The organism is Neobacillus sp. plas4 (genome assembly GCF_057221695.1).
Map to the genome: position 1 here is coordinate 530,432 of NZ_CM170152.1, position 17,004 is coordinate 547,435.

Below are 17,004 nucleotides of genomic sequence, written 5' to 3' on the forward strand. Positions count from 1 at the left end.
GTAGAATGTTAATCACCGGGTACCCCTTACTCTTTATATTAAAACACTTTCGTAGTCCAATCCTCACAATTCCAAATATCAGTCGCAATTTCACGATAGAAATCAGGTTCGTGGGATACCATCAAGATACTTCCGCGATATGCTTTTAAAGCACGCTTTAGTTCTTCCTTTGCATCTACATCCAAGTGATTGGTAGGTTCATCTAGAATTAGTAAATTCGTTTCTGTGTTTAAGATTTTACACAAGCGAACCTTTGCCTTTTCGCCACCTGAAAGGACTTCGACTTTACTTTCAATATGTTTCGTCGTTAATCCACATTTTGCAAGAGCAGCACGGACTTCAGCCTGATTCATACTTGGGAAAGTGCTCCAAATCTCTTCAATACAAGTATTGTAGTTTGACTGTTTAACTTCCTGCTCGAAGTAACCGATGTGTTGATACTCACCACGTTCCACTTTACCCTCCAGCGGATCAATCAACCCAAGAATACTTTTTAAGAGAGTAGATTTACCAATACCGTTTGCACCCACGAATGCAATTTTTTGTCCGCGTTCCATTTTTAAATTCAGAGGGCGGGATAGTGGTTCATTGTAACCAATAACAAGATCTTCAGTCGTGAAAATCCAGCGGCTGGCTGCACGGGCCTCTTTGAAATTAAACTCTGGTTTTGGCTTCTCTCTCCCCAATTCAATAACTTCCATTTTGTCGAGCTTCTTTTGACGAGACATCGCCATATTACGAGTTGCAACACTTGCCTTGTTACGAGCAACGAAATCTTTCAAATCAGCAATTTCTTGTTGTTGACGCTTGTAAGCAGACTCTAACTGTTGCTTCTTCATTTCATATATATTTAAGAAGTTATCATAGTCACCAACATAGCGATTCAACTCTTGGTTTTCCATGTGATAGATCAAGTTAACAACATTGTTCAAGAATGGGATATCATGTGAAATCAAGATAAATGCATTCTCATATTCCTGTAAATAGCGCTTCAACCATTCGATATGATGTTCATCCAAATAGTTCGTAGGCTCGTCAAGTAATAGGATTTCAGGCTTTTCTAGCAAAAGCTTTGCTAGCAAAACCTTCGTCCGCTGCCCGCCGCTAAGATCATCTACATCTCGATCGAGTCCAACATCGTCTAATCCTAGACCACGAGCAACTTCTTCCACTTTTGAATTAATTTGATAGAAATCATTACTGTCTAACGTTTCTTGTAGCTCTCCAACTTCTGCAAGTAATGCATCGATATCAGCGCCTTCATCACCCATTTTTGCGTAAAGTTCATTGATCTCTGATTCAGCATCAAAAAGATATTGAAAAGCAGTACTCAAAGCTTCACGCATCGTAGTACCTTTTTGAAGTACAGCGTGCTGATCTAAATAACCAACACGAACTTTTCGTGACCACTCAACTTTCCCCTCGTCGGGTTGCAGCTTCCCAGTAACAATATTCATGAAAGTAGACTTACCCTCACCATTTGCCCCAACTAGTCCAACGTGCTCTCCTTTTAAAAGTCGAAAAGACACATTATTAAAAATCGCACGATCACCGAAACCGTGGCTTAAATTTTTTACATTTAATACGCTCATTTTTTTAACTCCTTATTTAATGTCACATGTGGATATCTTACTAGATTTTGGCTGCTTTTTCTATCTTGAAGTTATTTTTGTGAAAAATGTAATTTGATTTTTGGGCTGAATTGAAATCTGCCGCTTCTTAATTAAATGAGATTCTTGAATTAATTAACTTGGGGCGTAATACAACTAACTGGGTAAAAGTCTATTATACAATCGAACCTAGAGGCAAGATATGAGTTATTCCTATGTGGAAATAACTGTACAAAAAATGAAATAATTGGTTGGGTTATAAACGAAAATTTTAGGATGTACATTCCATAGGCAGGGGCGAGGTGAAACAGCTTAGAATATATTGTAGAAAAGTTTAGTTGACATAATAACATCTCCGTGCCTATAATACATGCTGGTGTGTTAATAGCAGTAGATCAGTTTGGAGTGACATTAATGGAGAAAACAGTAACAAGCATTAAAGAGATAACAGCTAACCCTGCTCCACTTGGTTTAATGGGATTTGGTATGACAACAATCTTGTTGAACATACATAATGCAGGATTTTTTGCATTGGATGCAATGATTTTAGGAATGGGAATATTTTATGGTGGCTTAGCACAAGTAATTGCGGGCATCATGGAATTCAAGAAAAACAATACATTTGGAACAACAGCATTTACGTCCTATGGATTTTTTTGGTTATCATTGGTTGCATTAAATATGATTCCATTAATGGGATACGGTGAAGCAGCTAGTTCTTTATCAATGGCCGCTTATTTATTAATGTGGGGACTTTTCACGTTATTCATGTTTGTTGGAACTTTGCGTATTAATAAGGCCCTTCAAGTTGTTTTTGGAACACTTACGATTTTATTTTTCTTATTGGCGATTGGAAATTTCACAGGATCTAGCTTGGTTTTAACTATAGCTGGATATGAAGGGATTCTTTGCGGTTTTACAGCAATCTATGCGGCTATGGCACAAGTGCTAAATGAAGTATATGGCAAAATCATACTACCAATTGGTGAAAGTAAAATTCAAGAGCGTTTAGTAGATGATCCTAAATTTAGAAAAGCCAGCTAGTTTTTTATTTAACTATTAAAACATAATCATTTAGTCATAATATACTTTTGCAAACCGACCCTAATCTCGTAAAAAAACTTTTGCGATTTTGGGGTCTTTTTAATTTCAAACTCTTGTCATTTTGTCTATTTCATTTGGAAAAAAGTAAAAAATTATCTTGTAAGGCTCGGGTGAATTACAGAGTCTTGTCATGGATGATACGGGATAGTATTATTGAAAAGGTATATAGTATGATTAAAGTAAATAGGTAGTGGATCTATAATGAAAATACGAAAATAATAGAAGTGGGGAAGTGCGCAATGAGTAATCAAATTAAAGTAGGAATTATAGGCTATGGTAACCTTGGCAGAGGAACGATTGAGGCAATCAAGCAATGTTCAGATATGGAGCTTGTGGGCATTTTTACAAGAAGAGCACCTGAAAATCTTTCAATAAATGAACCAAATGTAGAGGTTTTGCATATTTCAAGTGCAGAGGAATATAAGGACAAAATTGATGTGATGATTTTATGTGGAGGTTCCGCAACAGATCTTCCAGATCAAGGCCCTTATTTTGCTAGAATGTTTAATACAATTGATAGTTATGATACACATGCAAAGATACCTGAATATTTTAGTGTAGTTGATCAAGCAGCTAAAGAAAGTGGAAAGACTAGTATTATTTCTGTTGGCTGGGATCCTGGTTTATTCTCTCTGAATCGTTTAATGGCAGAAGCAATTTTACCGAAGGGTGAAACTTACACCTTCTGGGGAAAAGGACTGAGCCAAGGACATTCAGACGCTATTCGCAGGGTAGAAGGTGTAGCAGGCGGTGTGCAGTATACAGTACCGATTGATGAAGCGATAGAGAAGGTCAAAAGTGGAGTAAATCCTGAATTATCTACAGGTGAAAAACACAAACGTGTTTGTTATGTGGTAGCAGAAGAAGGATATGACCGCGCAAAAATCGAACACGATATTAAAACAATGCCTAACTATTTTGCTGATTATGATACAGAGGTAAACTTTATTACAGCAGAAGAATTAAAAGAAAACCACTCAAAATTGCCGCATGGTGGATTTGTTATTCGAAGTGGAAAATCAGGAAGCGACAATAATCAAATTATCGAATTCTCGCTTAACTTAGACAGTAATCCGGAATTTACAGCTAGCGTACTAGTGGCATATGCAAGAGCCGCTTATCGTTTAAATAAAGAAGGACAAGCTGGTGCAAAAACGGTATTCGATGTGGCACCTGGTTATCTGTCTCCAAGATCCGCGGAAGATTTAAGAAGAGACCTATTGTAAATAGTGTTAAAATAAGCAGAAACCTCAAATGGTTTCTGTTTATTTTTTGAACTTTGGATTTTATTTGCATGACATGGTATAAGTATAAAAGAAGCAGAAGCATTGCTTTTTATTTTTGGGATAAGGGGTAGGCTTGGATATCCCATAATGAGAGGATTTGGATTTAAATATGAAAGATAACTTTTGGCGTGAATTACCACGGCCATTTTTTATACTGGCACCAATGGAAGATGTGACGGATGTTGTTTTTCGCCATGTAGTGAGTAAAGCAGGTAGACCGGATGTGTTTTTTACAGAGTTTACAAACTCGGATAGTTATTGTCACCCAGAGGGAATGCAGAGTGTGCGTGGCCGTTTGACTTTTACAGAAGATGAACAACCAATTGTAGCTCATATATGGGGAGATAAGCCTGAATATTTTCGGCAAATGAGTATTGGTATGGCGGAGCTAGGCTTTCGGGGTATTGATATCAATATGGGCTGTCCTGTTCCGAATGTGACACAAAATGGGAAGGGATGCGGTCTTATCCGTCGTCCGGAAGTTGCAGCAGAGTTAATACAAGCTGCAAAGGCAGGAGGATTGCCCGTAAGTGTAAAGACAAGGCTTGGTTTCACAAACGTAGACGAATGGCACGACTGGCTGACACATATATTGAAACAAGACATTGTGAATCTGTCCATTCATCTGCGTACAAGGGAGGAAATGAGCAAAGTAGATGCTCATTGGGAGCTGATCCCTGAGATTAAAAAGCTTCGTGACGAGGTGGCACCAGATACGCTATTGACAATCAATGGAGATATTCCAGACCGTCAAACTGGGATGCAGCTTGCTGAACAATATGGTATTGATGGCGTTATGATCGGGCGGGGTATTTTTAAAAATCCGTTTGCCTTTGAAAAAGAGCCAAGAGAGCATAGCACGAAGGAATACCTTGATCTTCTAAGACTGCAGCTTGATCTTCAAGATAAATACTCAGAAGAAGTGCCGCGTTCCATCACAGGACTGCATCGCTTCTTCAAAATATATGTTAAAGGTTTCCCTGGGGCAAGTGAATTAAGAAATCAATTAATGAACACAAAGTCAACAAATGAAGTGCGTGCGGCGCTTGATCATTTTGTGTCAAAAACCCAAAAGTAAACCTTTGTCAGTAAAATAATCATTTTAGATTCAGACTCGGTTCCTAAATTAGATATATTAAAGACATGTTCAAGCTGACATTTCAGGAGGCACGATTCGAACTGCAAAAAGTCCCAAGTGATCTTCACTTGGGACCTTTTCCATCCATACGGGAAAGACTCTCCTTCGTGAATAAAAGACTCTCAGCATTTGCGAATTGGATGGGATAAAGCTAGTTTACTAGTAAGCGCTAACATTGTTTATGTTCTATTTTAAACTCCCCAATAGTAAAAAACATTCTCCAGGACTGCTTGATTAAGGCACATAGTTGACCGTTATTGCTGTTATTGGAGAGATATCTTGTTTAATCGTTGTATTAAATGGAAGGGCCTGTTCCTCTTGTATTATTTACATGTACAAGAGGAACAGGCCCAAAAATTTACGCCAATACAAAATGCCCAGGTTTCACTTCTTGCAAAGCATTTTGACTGAATTCAAAACGGGGCAATTCCGGCATTTCCTGCTTTAGTTTATTCGTTTCAACTGCAGGGTCCGGAACTGGCACAGCAGCTATCAGTGATTTCGTGTAAGGATGGAGCGGATTGCTGTAAAGTTCTTCACTTTCGGCAAGTTCAATGATCTTTCCGGCATTCATAACCGCCACCCGGTCGCTGATGTGTTTGACCATCGAAAGATCATGGGCGATAAATAAGTAGGTTAGTCCTAACTTTTTCTGCAAGTCTTTTAATAAATCCACGATTTGAGCCTGCAAGGATACGTCCAATGCAGATAAAGGTTCATCACATACAATGAACTTCGGATTAACCGCAAGCGCCCGAGCAATTCCAATCCGCTGCCGCTGACCGCCTGAAAATTCATGTGGGAATCGATCTGCATGTGCTCTTTCTAAACCGACAAGTTCTAATAACTCTTGAACACGAGCCTTCCGTTCTGCTTTGTTTTTGACCAATTTATGAATATCCAAGGAATGTCCGATAATATCCAGTACCTTCATGCGCGGATTGAGCGAAGCGTAAGGATCTTGGAAAATAATTTGAATTTCCTTTCGCAGCTGCTTCATTTCTTTCTTGTTTAATCGATTGATTGCCATACCCTTATAGAGGATTTCTCCTTCAGTTGCGTCTTGCAAACGCAATAACAGTCTTCCGGTTGTAGACTTACCAGAGCCGGATTCACCAACAAGCCCCAGCGTTTCACCAGGCTGTATAGAAAAACTAATACTGTCTACCGCTTTTAACGTTCTTCCACCGCCAAGCGGATAAACTTGCTTTAATTTCCGTACCTCAATTAACGGAGTGTCTGGATTGATATCTTCCGGCAGATCAATAGCTCCCTTTGGATGTTTCTTTGCATCTAACCGAGGCAGGGCGTTCAAAAGCTTTTTTGTATAAGGATGCTTCGGTGAGGAGAAAATCTGCTCCGTTGTATTACTTTCGACGATTTCGCCTTTTTTCATGACAACAACCCGGTCACACATCCCGGCAACGACCCCTAAATCATGGGTAATTAAGATGATGGATGTACCGAATGACTTTTGCATTTTTTTCATTAAACGTAAAATCTGCGCCTGAATCGTTACATCGAGGGCGGTGGTCGGCTCATCGGCGATCAATAGCTTTGGCCGGCAAGCGAGAGCCATGGCAATCATTGCCCGCTGCCTCATACCTCCGGAAAACTCATGCGGGTATTGATCGTAGCGTTCTTCCGGATTTTTTATGCCGACTAGCTTTAGCATTTCAATAGACTCATGTCTAGCACCTTTTGCGGAAAGCCCTTGATGTTTGATTAAGACTTCATCGATTTGCTTCCCCACTTTAATTGTAGGGTTTAATGACGACATTGGATCTTGAAAAATCATGCTAATTTCTTTTCCGCGGATCTTTTCCATTTCACTATCAGTAAATGTAGAGATCGGTTTGCCGTCAAAATCAATTGAGCCTTCTGTCATTAATGCCGGAGGAGAAGGAAGCAGCTGCATAATTGACCTTGCAGTGACACTTTTCCCAGAACCGGATTCTCCCACGATACCGAGTGTTTCCCCTTTTCGGACATCAAACGTAACTCCCCTGACAGCCTCAAACACTTCATTATTAGAAAGGAAAGAGATATGCAAATTGTTGACTGTTAATAATTTTTCCATATTAAATAGCCTCTATTTCTAGTATTAGTATATCGATATTTTTTGAGTTGACATCTAGTTATTTTATAACTATACTTTATTACTGTTACAGGTTTTAATATACACTAAACTACTCGGAATTATCAACAATAAAAATTTCCTAAGGGGGTGAGTATTTGCTTTCGGAAAAGGATGTAACAAATGAACAAACAGGATTTCGTTTTGGAAAACATTATCGTGGAATTATTACACAGCCTTTATTAAAGTATTTATTTATTATACTTGGACTTCCTGTTCATTTGTTAACTTGGCTCTTTTATCAATTTAAATATAAAAATTCATCCTATAAGCATTTACTCCAAAAAGAGAAGGAAGATGTTCGGCAGTCTCCTACATACGGTCATTGGATAAGGCGTTATGAAGATCAATATAAGAGTAAAATGCATTATTTTAATAGACCGATAGATGAACAAGAGATGCGCAATGAAGCAAGAAAACTAGCAGATGAACAAGCTGAAGAAATGGCTAAAGCTAGTTTGTCAGAGAGAAATATCAAAGAAGTCAACTATCTGCAATTTTTTGGAGAATGTTTAAACAAATCAACCTTTGTAAGGGTTAGTTTTATACCTGGTATCCTGATGTATTTGTTCTTATGGATTTATTCCAGACAAATTCTTCGATATATTTTCGAACGGCTAGTGTTGACGGTATTCGTCATCATATCGGTAGCAATCTTCGTCTTTACTATTTTATATTTTTCACCATCGGACCCGGCAGCCAACATATTAGGTGAGGCCGCTACGTTGGAACAGCGAGAAGAATTTAATCGTCAATACGGATTAGATCAACCGTATCTGGTGCAGCTTGTGGACGCGATAAAAGGAATTGTTACTTTTGATTTAGGATTTTCCTACACAGGGAATGAAAACATTGCGGCAAGCATCGCAAATAAATTTCCGATTACATTAATAATCGCTGTATTTTCCTTATTAATGGCCATCGTGTTAGCGATTCCAATTGGAATTATCTCCGCTGCGAAACGGAATAGCTTCTGGGACTACAGTTTTATGTTTATCGCTTTAATCGGTTTGTCCATTCCGAATTTCTGGCAGGGATTAGTTTTCATTCTGAACTTCTCGATAAAATGGCATTTGTTACCGGCAACCTATTCACCGGATGATTGGCTATCCATCATTATGCCGGTTATTGTTCTAGGAACAGGATTGACAGCATCCATTGCCCGGATGACACGTTCATCCATTCTGGAAGTAATTAATGAAGATTACATCGTGACAGCGAAGGCGAAGGGGCTTAAACCTAGAAAAATTCTAATTCAGCATGCCTTAAGGAATGCAATGATCCCGATTATTACTGTAATTGGCTTACAGTTTGGCGGCATGCTCGGCGGGGCAGCTGTTACGGAGAAGGTCTTTAATATAAGCGGTCTTGGAAGCTATATTGTTGATAAACAATTTGTTCCAGACATTCCATCGATTTTAGGCGGCGTTGTCTATATCGCGATAACCATTTCTCTTGTAAACCTTGTGGTTGATATTATCTACGCATTATTGAATCCGAGAATTCGTTCTCAGATGAAAAGTTCTTAAGAGGTGAATGAAATGACAACGCAACAGGAGTTTGCCCTAAAACAATCACAAGAATATAAGCATGCAAATTTTTCCGTGTGTCTTTCATTCGCATTAACGTTGATCTTTTTCTTTAATGCTTATGATTTTGCACAAGGGACCTGGAGTACAGGCTGGGGGATTGTAACGGCTGCTTACTTCCTTACATCCATCTTACAAGGGTCCATTGCCATCCTTCTAAAAAAAGATTTATTAACCTTTGGGGCAATTCAGAAGCGCACAAGACTTTTGAGTGCAGTTCAACTGCTAAGTTTATTTGCCGGTAATGTTTTTACCGCAGCATTTGCCTTTCGAATGTTAATAAAGAAGAATTCGATTGAGTATGCCCTTGTCTGCTATATGTTTTTGACGCAATTTCTAGTGTTTTTCCTTTCGGTGTTTAATTTATTTAAGCCATATGTGTCAAATCTATTCATGCCCGCAATGGTACTTCTAATCTTGTCGATGGTCATTGAATTAATTTCAATAATCATCCTTGCGAAAACAGATGTAGAACGGGGCGAGAAGCCATTATTGAAATGGCTGGGAGTTGTCTTATTTCTGATTGGTTTAACCGGGAACTTCTTTGGTTTGATCATAGGATATAGCTTGGTGATGAAATCAATAAGAAGTGATGCTTCCACTATTGATAAGTGGAATAAATTTTGGATGAGTATGACGAAAAATTTTACGGCTATGCTCGGATTTTTATTCGTATTTTTAATGTTTGCTCTTTCGATATCAAGCTACGGAACCTTTGTGAGTTCCTTTGCTACAGAAAACGACTATAATGCATTACTATTAGATCCAAGCTTGGCTCATCCCTTTGGTACCGATAATTTCGGTAGAGATGTCTTTTCTCGAATCATTTTTGGTGCACGGATATCCTTGATTGTTGGCTTGTTGACGACCATTATCCCACTTGTAATTGGCGGGTTTTTAGGAGCCATTTCGGGGTACTATCAAAAATCGATTGATAACATCATCATGCGTCTGCTTGATGTGTTGTATGCCGTGCCAGGCATTTTGCTGGCGATTGCAATCATTGCTGCTTTTGGTTCAAGTACGTTTAACTTAATCATTGCGTTAAGCGTTGGCTCCATCCCTACCTATGCGAGGACCATGCGGGCGAATGTCTTGATGGTTTCCAATTTAGAATTTGTTGAGGCAGCCAAAGCATTAGGAGAAAACGAATGGAAAATTATTTTTAAACAGATTGTACCGAATGCTTTGGCCCCGATGATTGTTAAAGCTTCGCTAACCATCGGCGGTGCCATTATTGCTACAAGCTCCTTAAGTTTCTTAGGCTTGGGTGTGGAACCGCATATTCCGGAATGGGGAAACATATTAAAAATCGGCAGCATGTACCTTGAAACCAATCCATATTTGGCCATTTTCCCTGGTATAGCCATTATTCTTTTGGTACTTTCCTTTAACTTTCTGGGGGATGGCTTACGGGATGCATTGGATCCGAAGTTAGATTCATAGATTTGTTTCTTTCAATAGATCACTTAAAAAAATATAAAACGGAGGTTGAATGTAAATGAAGAAATTATGGTTTCTACTAGCAGCATTGATTTTGTTTGTTTCAGGCTGTGTTAAAACTGAATCAGATGTAAAAGAAGACGCTAAATCCGCTCCAAAAGGTAAAGCGCCAACGATTGAAATTTTAGGAATGTCTACAACCGAAGATAGTATGAACATTTTGCGAGACCAACTAACTAAAAATGGATTTGAGGTCAAACTAAATATCCAACCCGATTACGGCAGCTTTACAGCTCAAAAAGATGCTGGTAACTACGATTTAGCAGTGAATAGTTGGACAACCGTAACAGGTAACCCTGATTATGCCGTTCGTTCGTTATTTACTTCTGATGGTGACAATAGCTTATTTGCTGATAAAAAGGTTGATGAATTAGTAGAAAAGGCTGCTACACAATTACCTAAAGAATACCAGAAAACATACAAAGAATTAGAACAGCACGTGGTTTTAGACAATGCATACATCGTACCGCTTTTCACTTCGTATAAAGCGCAAGCGGTTAACAACCAAGTAGTGGACGAATCCACTGTCCGTCTTCCAAAATCAAGAGCGCAAGTTTGGGAAAAATTCGATTTCGTGGATCAATCCAAACGTGCTGCCCAGCCGTTGATTGTTCATCAGTCCATTAGTTCTTTAACATCTTTAGACCCGATAAAAGGGAATGATGGTTCGATCAACACGTTAAACACAAACATGTATGTTCGTTTAGTAAACCTAACTGACGATGACAAGGTAGTATCTGATGGATCACTTTCTTTAAATCACGTTATCGCTGAAGGAAGCAAAGACTACTACTTCTTACTACGCGATGATATTCATTTTGCCGCTGTTAGCGACAAAAAAGCAGTTGATACTGGTGAACGTGTTGGTGCAGAAGATGTTGTCTTTTCTCTAAACCGTGCGAAGGATCAAAAATCTGTTCCGGATCATCGTACTTACAGTCTTCATGAAAACATGGAATCCATCTCCATCGTTAATGATTTAAGTGAGCTTGATGGAAAAACAGCAGATGGTAAAACCATCCGTGAAGCATTAGAAAAAGGTATCGATGGAGAAATTAATCAATTAGTTACAGATAAAACAAAAGCAAATAATGATTCTGGTGCGTACCAGGTTGTAAAAATAACAACTGTGAACCCATTCCCGCAAGTATTGAACTATCTAGCTCACCAATCTGCTGGTATTGTTTCACAAAAACAAGTGGAAAGCATCAATACCTATGATGTAGCAAGCTTTGATGTTAACAAAGATATTCCATATGGTGACCAAAGAACCATTACAGAAGGTGCAAGCTACAACAACCACCTTTATGCAAGCGGTCCATATATCTTAACTTACAAAAATGATTATGAAGCTCATTTTGTGAAAAATCCTGCTTACATGCCGGGTACTGAAAATGAAGCAAAAGTTTCTGAAGTTGTTGTGAAATTTATCCAAGATGCAGACAGTGCTTTATCTGCATTACGTAACGGCGAAATTCATATCTTTAATGGTGTGCCTGAAACCAAATATGATCTTGTAAACGGGGATGAAAAGTTAAAGCTTCAACAAAACAAGAGTAATGGGGTTTCATACCTTTCATTCAACATGAATGGACGCGAAGTTTCTGACAGCGCGGCATTACGTAAATCCATTCTGTACTCTGTTAACCAAGAAGAATTTATTAGCTTCTACCAAGGAAACAAAATGAAGGCTGTTTCAACTGTAAGTCCTTTAGTTAACACTGGTTTAGAAGTAGTTGCAGACAGTGAAAAAGCGAAAGAATTCTTAAATGAATATTTGAGCAATAAATAATTTGAAATAGATAAGGTGCCTATCTCCTGGATTACTTTGGCTGGGAGGCAGGCACCTTATTTCTGTTTTAAGACACAGTTGATATAATTTTATAATTAACTATATTATAAGGACTTGTCTTATTTAAAGTTCAGCGCAATTTTGTAAGTTTATCCGTACATCATTTGTTCCCAATTGGTGAACAAAATGAAAGCGGTTGATATTATGATAGTAACAGGAGGACAAACCAATGATGATTGATAAACGTCCCTCGCTTTTATTGGAGTATCTTTTAAAAGTGAAGAGTACCAGCATGAATCAGATTATGGAGGTCACTCATTTAACCAAACGTCAAATATCCTATGACATGGATAAAGTAAATCAATGGTTAAAGGAGAGAGAACTCCCCGCCATCCAATTTAAAGGGAGCCATTCTATAGTAATACCTGATGCTGTTGTGGAGTATTTCGGCAATGAGGAGTTCAATCGCCATGAACGCGATTTTGTTTTTTCCGAAGAAGAACGCTTTGCAGTCATCTGCCTATACTTGTTTATGCGGAATGATACCATTTCGTCCTTTCATCTAACCCAGCTTTTACAAGTAAGTAAAAACACCGTTATTTCTGATATAAAAAAGGCAAATAAGATGAATCGCCCTTTCTTGGTGGAAATTAAGTATTCACGAAAGTATGGCTACCATCTGACTGGAACCGAGTTCGATAAAAGAGCTCTTATTATGCATTACATATCCCGTCTGATTCAGGTCCCTTACTTTGAAAAACTGTTGGAGTATCTTTTAAAAGAAGAAGCTGGAAAAATTGATTATCGAGGAACCTTAACCATTCTTAAACAAATTGAAAAGCAGTTTTCCCTTAATTTTGTTGAAGAACGTTTAAATCAATTAGCCAATTTTTTAGTTTTTTATTATTACAGGCAGCAGAAAAAAAAGTTCGTCCAATTTCACTCAGATGAAATGGCTCTATTTAAAAAAGATCCGATGCATAAGGCAGCAATTATGTTAAGTCAGCTTCTCCAACTAGAGAATGAGGAATCGGAGTTATGTTACTTAACGATACAATTTCTTGGTTTATCTTTTGAAAAAAGTTCTGCTGCAAACAGTAAACAGGATTTATTATTTAAACTTTGCCAGCAGCTAGTCTTTGATTTTGAGACAAAGGCCTGCATTGTTTTTGAAAAAAGAGATGAAGCTGTTCATACATTGTACCAGCATTTTAAACCGGCGTATTTTCGTATGAAGTATCGGATTCCTGTCGAAAATCCACTTTTAGATCAAATTAAGAGTGAACATAAAGATCTATACATGATTGTGAAGGAAATCCTGCAGCCGATTGGAACATTGTTGAATATCACCATTCCGGAGGAGGAAATAGGTTTTGTTACGATCCACTTTGGGGCATTGTTAGAAAGACCAAAGCAGGAGATGCCGGAAAAGAAGAAAGCAATCGTCGTTTGTCCAAGCGGCATAAGTTCTTCCTTAATGGTGAAACACCAGCTGGAATCACTTTTCTCAGAGATTTTGGTTGAAAAAACATTATCATTACGAGAATTTAAAGAGGGTACATTTGACGATTATGATTTAATATTTTCGACCGTAAGGCTGGAGACAAAACTTCCTTGTTTTTACGTAAAGCCAATTATGACTCCAAACGAAAAGCATAATTTAGTCAACGAAGTATATCAACTGCTGTTTGGTACTCACTATCACGATGTTTCTGTGAAAGAACTGATTCAAATCATTGGAAAGTTTGCTGCTATTTACGATGAAGAGGGATTAAAAAAGGAAATAGGCAAGTTAACATTTTATAAAAAAGAAAATGCTTATAAGGAAAAACAACCGTTATTAGAAGATTTATTACAAGCAGAAACCATTCAGGTAATGGAGGAAGCTTCTGATTGGAAAGAAGCTGTAAAACAAGCAGCAAATCCCCTTTTGATAAACGGAAGTATAGAAGCATCATATATAGAGGCGATGATTGAAAATATTGAGACATTAGGTCCATATGTCGTCATTGGTCCGGAAGTCGCAATCCCGCATGCCCGTCCGGAAAAGGGTGTTAATCGGATAGGAATAAGCTTTTTAAAGCTTAAACAACCGGTTTACTTCTTAAACAACAAGGATTTTCCGGTTCGATTGCTGTTTTGTATTGCAGCGACGGATAATACAACCCATCTAAAGGCGCTTTCGCATTTGACAGAACTGCTCAATGAAGAAAACAGCCTTGGAATTTTAAAAGAATTAGAGTCGATTGAAGAAATTAATACATTCTTTAGCCAAACCCCCACAATTGACTGAAGTGTCATTCCTGGGAAGCAGGCTAAAGTAAAAATATTTCATAATTTGGCTCTGTTATTACTAAATGTTTATTTTCGTGCAGGTATGAGAAGTGATAGGCGGAGAATTTCCGGCTAATGTGTATAGATGAAGCTTAAGAAGCAGTTATAAGCGGAGATATTCCGCTTAACTGCTTTAAATAAGACAAAATCCAAAGATTTGAATCATATAAGCGGAAAAACTCCCCTTATTTTTAAGGAAATATGGGTATTTCCCAAAATAGCCGGAATTTATCCGCCTATTTTTCAAACCTGTGAAATCAACATTCTGTTAAAACAGAGCTTATAACTTAAAACTAAAGGAGATAGAATAATTATGGTAACTAAAACATTCACAATTATAGATGAAACAGGTATTCATGCACGTCCAGCAACACTTCTAGTATCAGCAGCAAGCAAATTTGAGGCTGAGATTCTGTTAGAATACAACAACAAATCAGTAAACTTAAAATCTATTATGGGTGTTATGTCATTAGGGATTCCAAAAGGTGCAGTAATCAAAATATCTGCTGAGGGCTCAGATGAAGAAAATGCCCTAAGTGTATTAGAAAATACTCTAAAAACTTCAGGTCTTGCAGAATGAGTACGAATGAAGTGTTAACAAAAGAAATTTCAGGGATTGCTGCATCCAGCGGGATTGCCATCGCAAAGGCTTTCCGCTTAGAAAATCCAGAGTTAAAGGTAGAAAAAAAGGTGATCGCAAATTTTGATCAAGAAGTGAAACGCCTTGAACAGGCGCTTAAGTCTTCTAAGGAAGAGCTTGAGAAAATTAAAGAGCATGCCTCCCAGACAATTGGCGAGGATAAGGCTGAAATATTCGAAGCACATTTGCTGGTCCTAAATGATCCTGAACTCATTAGTCAAATTAAAGATAAAATACAAACACAGAACCTCAATGCAGAGTTTGCATTACAAGAGGTAGTGGATATGTTCGTATCAATGTTTGAAGCATTAGATAACGAATATATGAGAGAACGAGCTGCCGACATTCGCGATGTGGCCAAGCGAATATTATCTCATCTTTTAGGGGTGACCATCCCTAACCCAAGCTTGATTTCTGAAGAGGTTATTATTATTGCAGAGGATTTAACACCTTCTGATACTGCTCAATTAAATCGTCAGTTTGTTAAAGGCTTTACAACAGATATTGGCGGCCGCACTTCTCATTCGGCGATTATGGCTCGATCCATGGAAATTCCAGCAGTTGTTGGAACAAAAACAGTCATGGCAGACATTAATAATGGCGATATTATTATCCTTGATGGTCTTAGTGGAGTGGTAATTGTCAATCCAACGGAAGAGGTTATCAAGGAATACAACATGAAAAAGGCCGCATACGAGGCGCAAAAGGCCGAGTGGGCTAAGCTGGTTAATGAGCCGACTATAACAAAAGATGGCGAGCATGTAGAACTCGCTGCCAATATTGGTAATCCGGAGGATCTCAAGGGAGTGCTCGAAAATGGAGGCGAAGGCGTCGGCTTATATCGAACTGAGTTTTTATATATGGGGCGCACCCAGCTTCCAACAGAAGAGGAGCAATTTGCTGCTTTTAAAACGGTATTAGAGGGTATGGAAGGAAAGCCTGTCGTGATTCGCACACTTGATATCGGCGGAGATAAAGAGCTGCCGTATTTAGAACTGCCGAAAGAAATGAATCCGTTCCTTGGATTTAGGGCGATTCGATTATGCTTAGAAATGCAGGATATGTTCCGAGTCCAGCTTCGAGCCTTGCTGCGGGCAAGTATTTATGGAAATTTAAAAATTATGTTTCCGATGATTGCTACACTGGATGAGTTCCGTTCAGCAAAAGCACTACTTGAAGATGAAAAACAAAAGCTTTTATCTGAAGGTCAACAGGTTGCAGAAAAGATCGAGCTGGGGATCATGGTGGAAATTCCTTCTACTGCTGTTTTAGCGGATCAGTTTGCGAAAGAAGTGGATTTCTTCAGCATTGGTACAAATGATTTAATCCAATATACAATGGCTGCAGACCGTATGAACGAGCGTGTTTCTTATTTATATCAGCCATACAGTCCATCTATTTTAAGATTGGTGAAAATGGTGATTGATGCGGCGCATGCTGAAGGTAAATGGGCAGGTATGTGCGGTGAAATGGCAGGAGACGAAACAGCGATTCCACTTCTCTTAGGGTTGGGGCTTGATGAGTTCTCTATGAGTGCATCATCTATCTTAAAGGCACGTTCCCAAATCCTGCGTCTTTCCAAAGCAGAAATGAAGAACCTTGCAGAAAAAGCCCTACAAATGAAAACAACGGATGAAGTAATCGAAGCGGTAAAGGAAACGATTAAATAGAGTGCTATAAAAATGATTTTTAATGGGGTAGATACCACCTAAGTCCTTTATAGATATGGACTTAGGTTTTTTTATTTTCCTTAAAAGCGTTATCAAACGTTTAATAGAAATAAAATTTTGCGGATCGCCTTCTACTCGATAATAATAATAGGTTGATAGAGTATTTCTAAAATTATGTTAAAATAAAACCGATTGTCATTT

The 17,004-nt window shown here is 38.4% G+C and carries 11 protein-coding genes; 9 read left to right on the top strand and 2 right to left on the bottom strand.

Translation table 11 applies throughout. From position 1 onward, the window contains the following. Positions 1-38 precede the first annotated feature (38 nt). Positions 39-1,592 (bottom strand): ABC-F family ATP-binding cassette domain-containing protein, encoded by a 1,554-nt coding sequence (locus AC2TFD_RS02625; RefSeq protein ID WP_484674911.1) that lies wholly within the window; start codon positions 1,590-1,592, stop codon positions 39-41. Positions 1,593-2,024: 432 nt separating this feature from the next. Between AC2TFD_RS02625 and AC2TFD_RS02630 the strand changes: the two genes are divergently transcribed. The 3 genes from AC2TFD_RS02630 (at position 2,025) to AC2TFD_RS02640 (ending at position 5,078) form a co-directional block, all read left to right on the top strand. Further along, entirely contained in the window at positions 2,025-2,654 is a 630-nt protein-coding gene (locus tag AC2TFD_RS02630) for an acetate uptake transporter (protein ID WP_484674912.1), read from the top strand. 299 nt (positions 2,655-2,953) lie between these two features. Next, positions 2,954-3,940 (top strand): diaminopimelate dehydrogenase, encoded by a 987-nt coding sequence (locus AC2TFD_RS02635; RefSeq protein ID WP_484674913.1) that lies wholly within the window; start codon positions 2,954-2,956, stop codon positions 3,938-3,940. A gap of 169 nt (positions 3,941-4,109) precedes the next feature. Continuing rightward, a complete protein-coding gene (locus tag AC2TFD_RS02640) occupies positions 4,110-5,078 on the top strand; it encodes a tRNA dihydrouridine synthase (RefSeq protein ID WP_484674914.1) in 969 nt (322 codons plus the stop codon). Between the two features lie 418 nt (positions 5,079-5,496). On the opposite strand, the gene AC2TFD_RS02645 is transcribed toward AC2TFD_RS02640, so the two are convergent. Beyond that, the gene (locus AC2TFD_RS02645) at positions 5,497-7,218 is read right to left on the bottom strand and encodes an ABC transporter ATP-binding protein (protein ID WP_484674915.1); all 1,722 of its coding nucleotides are present in this window, start codon (positions 7,216-7,218) and stop codon (positions 5,497-5,499) included. Between the two features lie 155 nt (positions 7,219-7,373). On the opposite strand from AC2TFD_RS02645, the gene AC2TFD_RS02650 reads away from it, so the two are divergent. From AC2TFD_RS02650 to ptsP, 6 genes are all read left to right on the top strand, one after another. Beyond that, positions 7,374-8,804, top strand: a complete 1,431-nt coding sequence (locus AC2TFD_RS02650; protein WP_484674916.1) for an ABC transporter permease — start codon at positions 7,374-7,376, stop codon at positions 8,802-8,804. 12 nt (positions 8,805-8,816) lie between these two features. After that, a complete protein-coding gene (locus tag AC2TFD_RS02655; protein ID WP_484674917.1) occupies positions 8,817-10,310 on the top strand; it encodes an ABC transporter permease in 1,494 nt (497 codons plus the stop codon). A gap of 55 nt (positions 10,311-10,365) precedes the next feature. Continuing rightward, on the top strand, positions 10,366-12,159 hold the full coding sequence (locus tag AC2TFD_RS02660; RefSeq protein WP_335512325.1) for an ABC transporter substrate-binding protein: 1,794 nt from the start codon (positions 10,366-10,368) through the stop codon (positions 12,157-12,159). A 229-nt stretch (positions 12,160-12,388) separates the two neighbouring features. Beyond that, the gene (locus AC2TFD_RS02665) at positions 12,389-14,452 is read left to right on the top strand and encodes a BglG family transcription antiterminator (protein WP_484674918.1); all 2,064 of its coding nucleotides are present in this window, start codon (positions 12,389-12,391) and stop codon (positions 14,450-14,452) included. Positions 14,453-14,806: 354 nt separating this feature from the next. Then, positions 14,807-15,073 carry a phosphocarrier protein HPr gene (locus AC2TFD_RS02670; protein ID WP_335512323.1) on the top strand — a complete coding sequence of 89 codons (267 nt, stop codon included), beginning with the start codon at positions 14,807-14,809 and terminating at the stop codon, positions 15,071-15,073. Further along, the gene (ptsP, locus tag AC2TFD_RS02675; protein ID WP_484674919.1) at positions 15,070-16,803 is read left to right on the top strand and encodes a phosphoenolpyruvate--protein phosphotransferase; all 1,734 of its coding nucleotides are present in this window, start codon (positions 15,070-15,072) and stop codon (positions 16,801-16,803) included. Before AC2TFD_RS02670 ends, ptsP begins: the two co-directional genes overlap by 4 nt. Positions 16,804-17,004 lie beyond the last annotated feature (201 nt).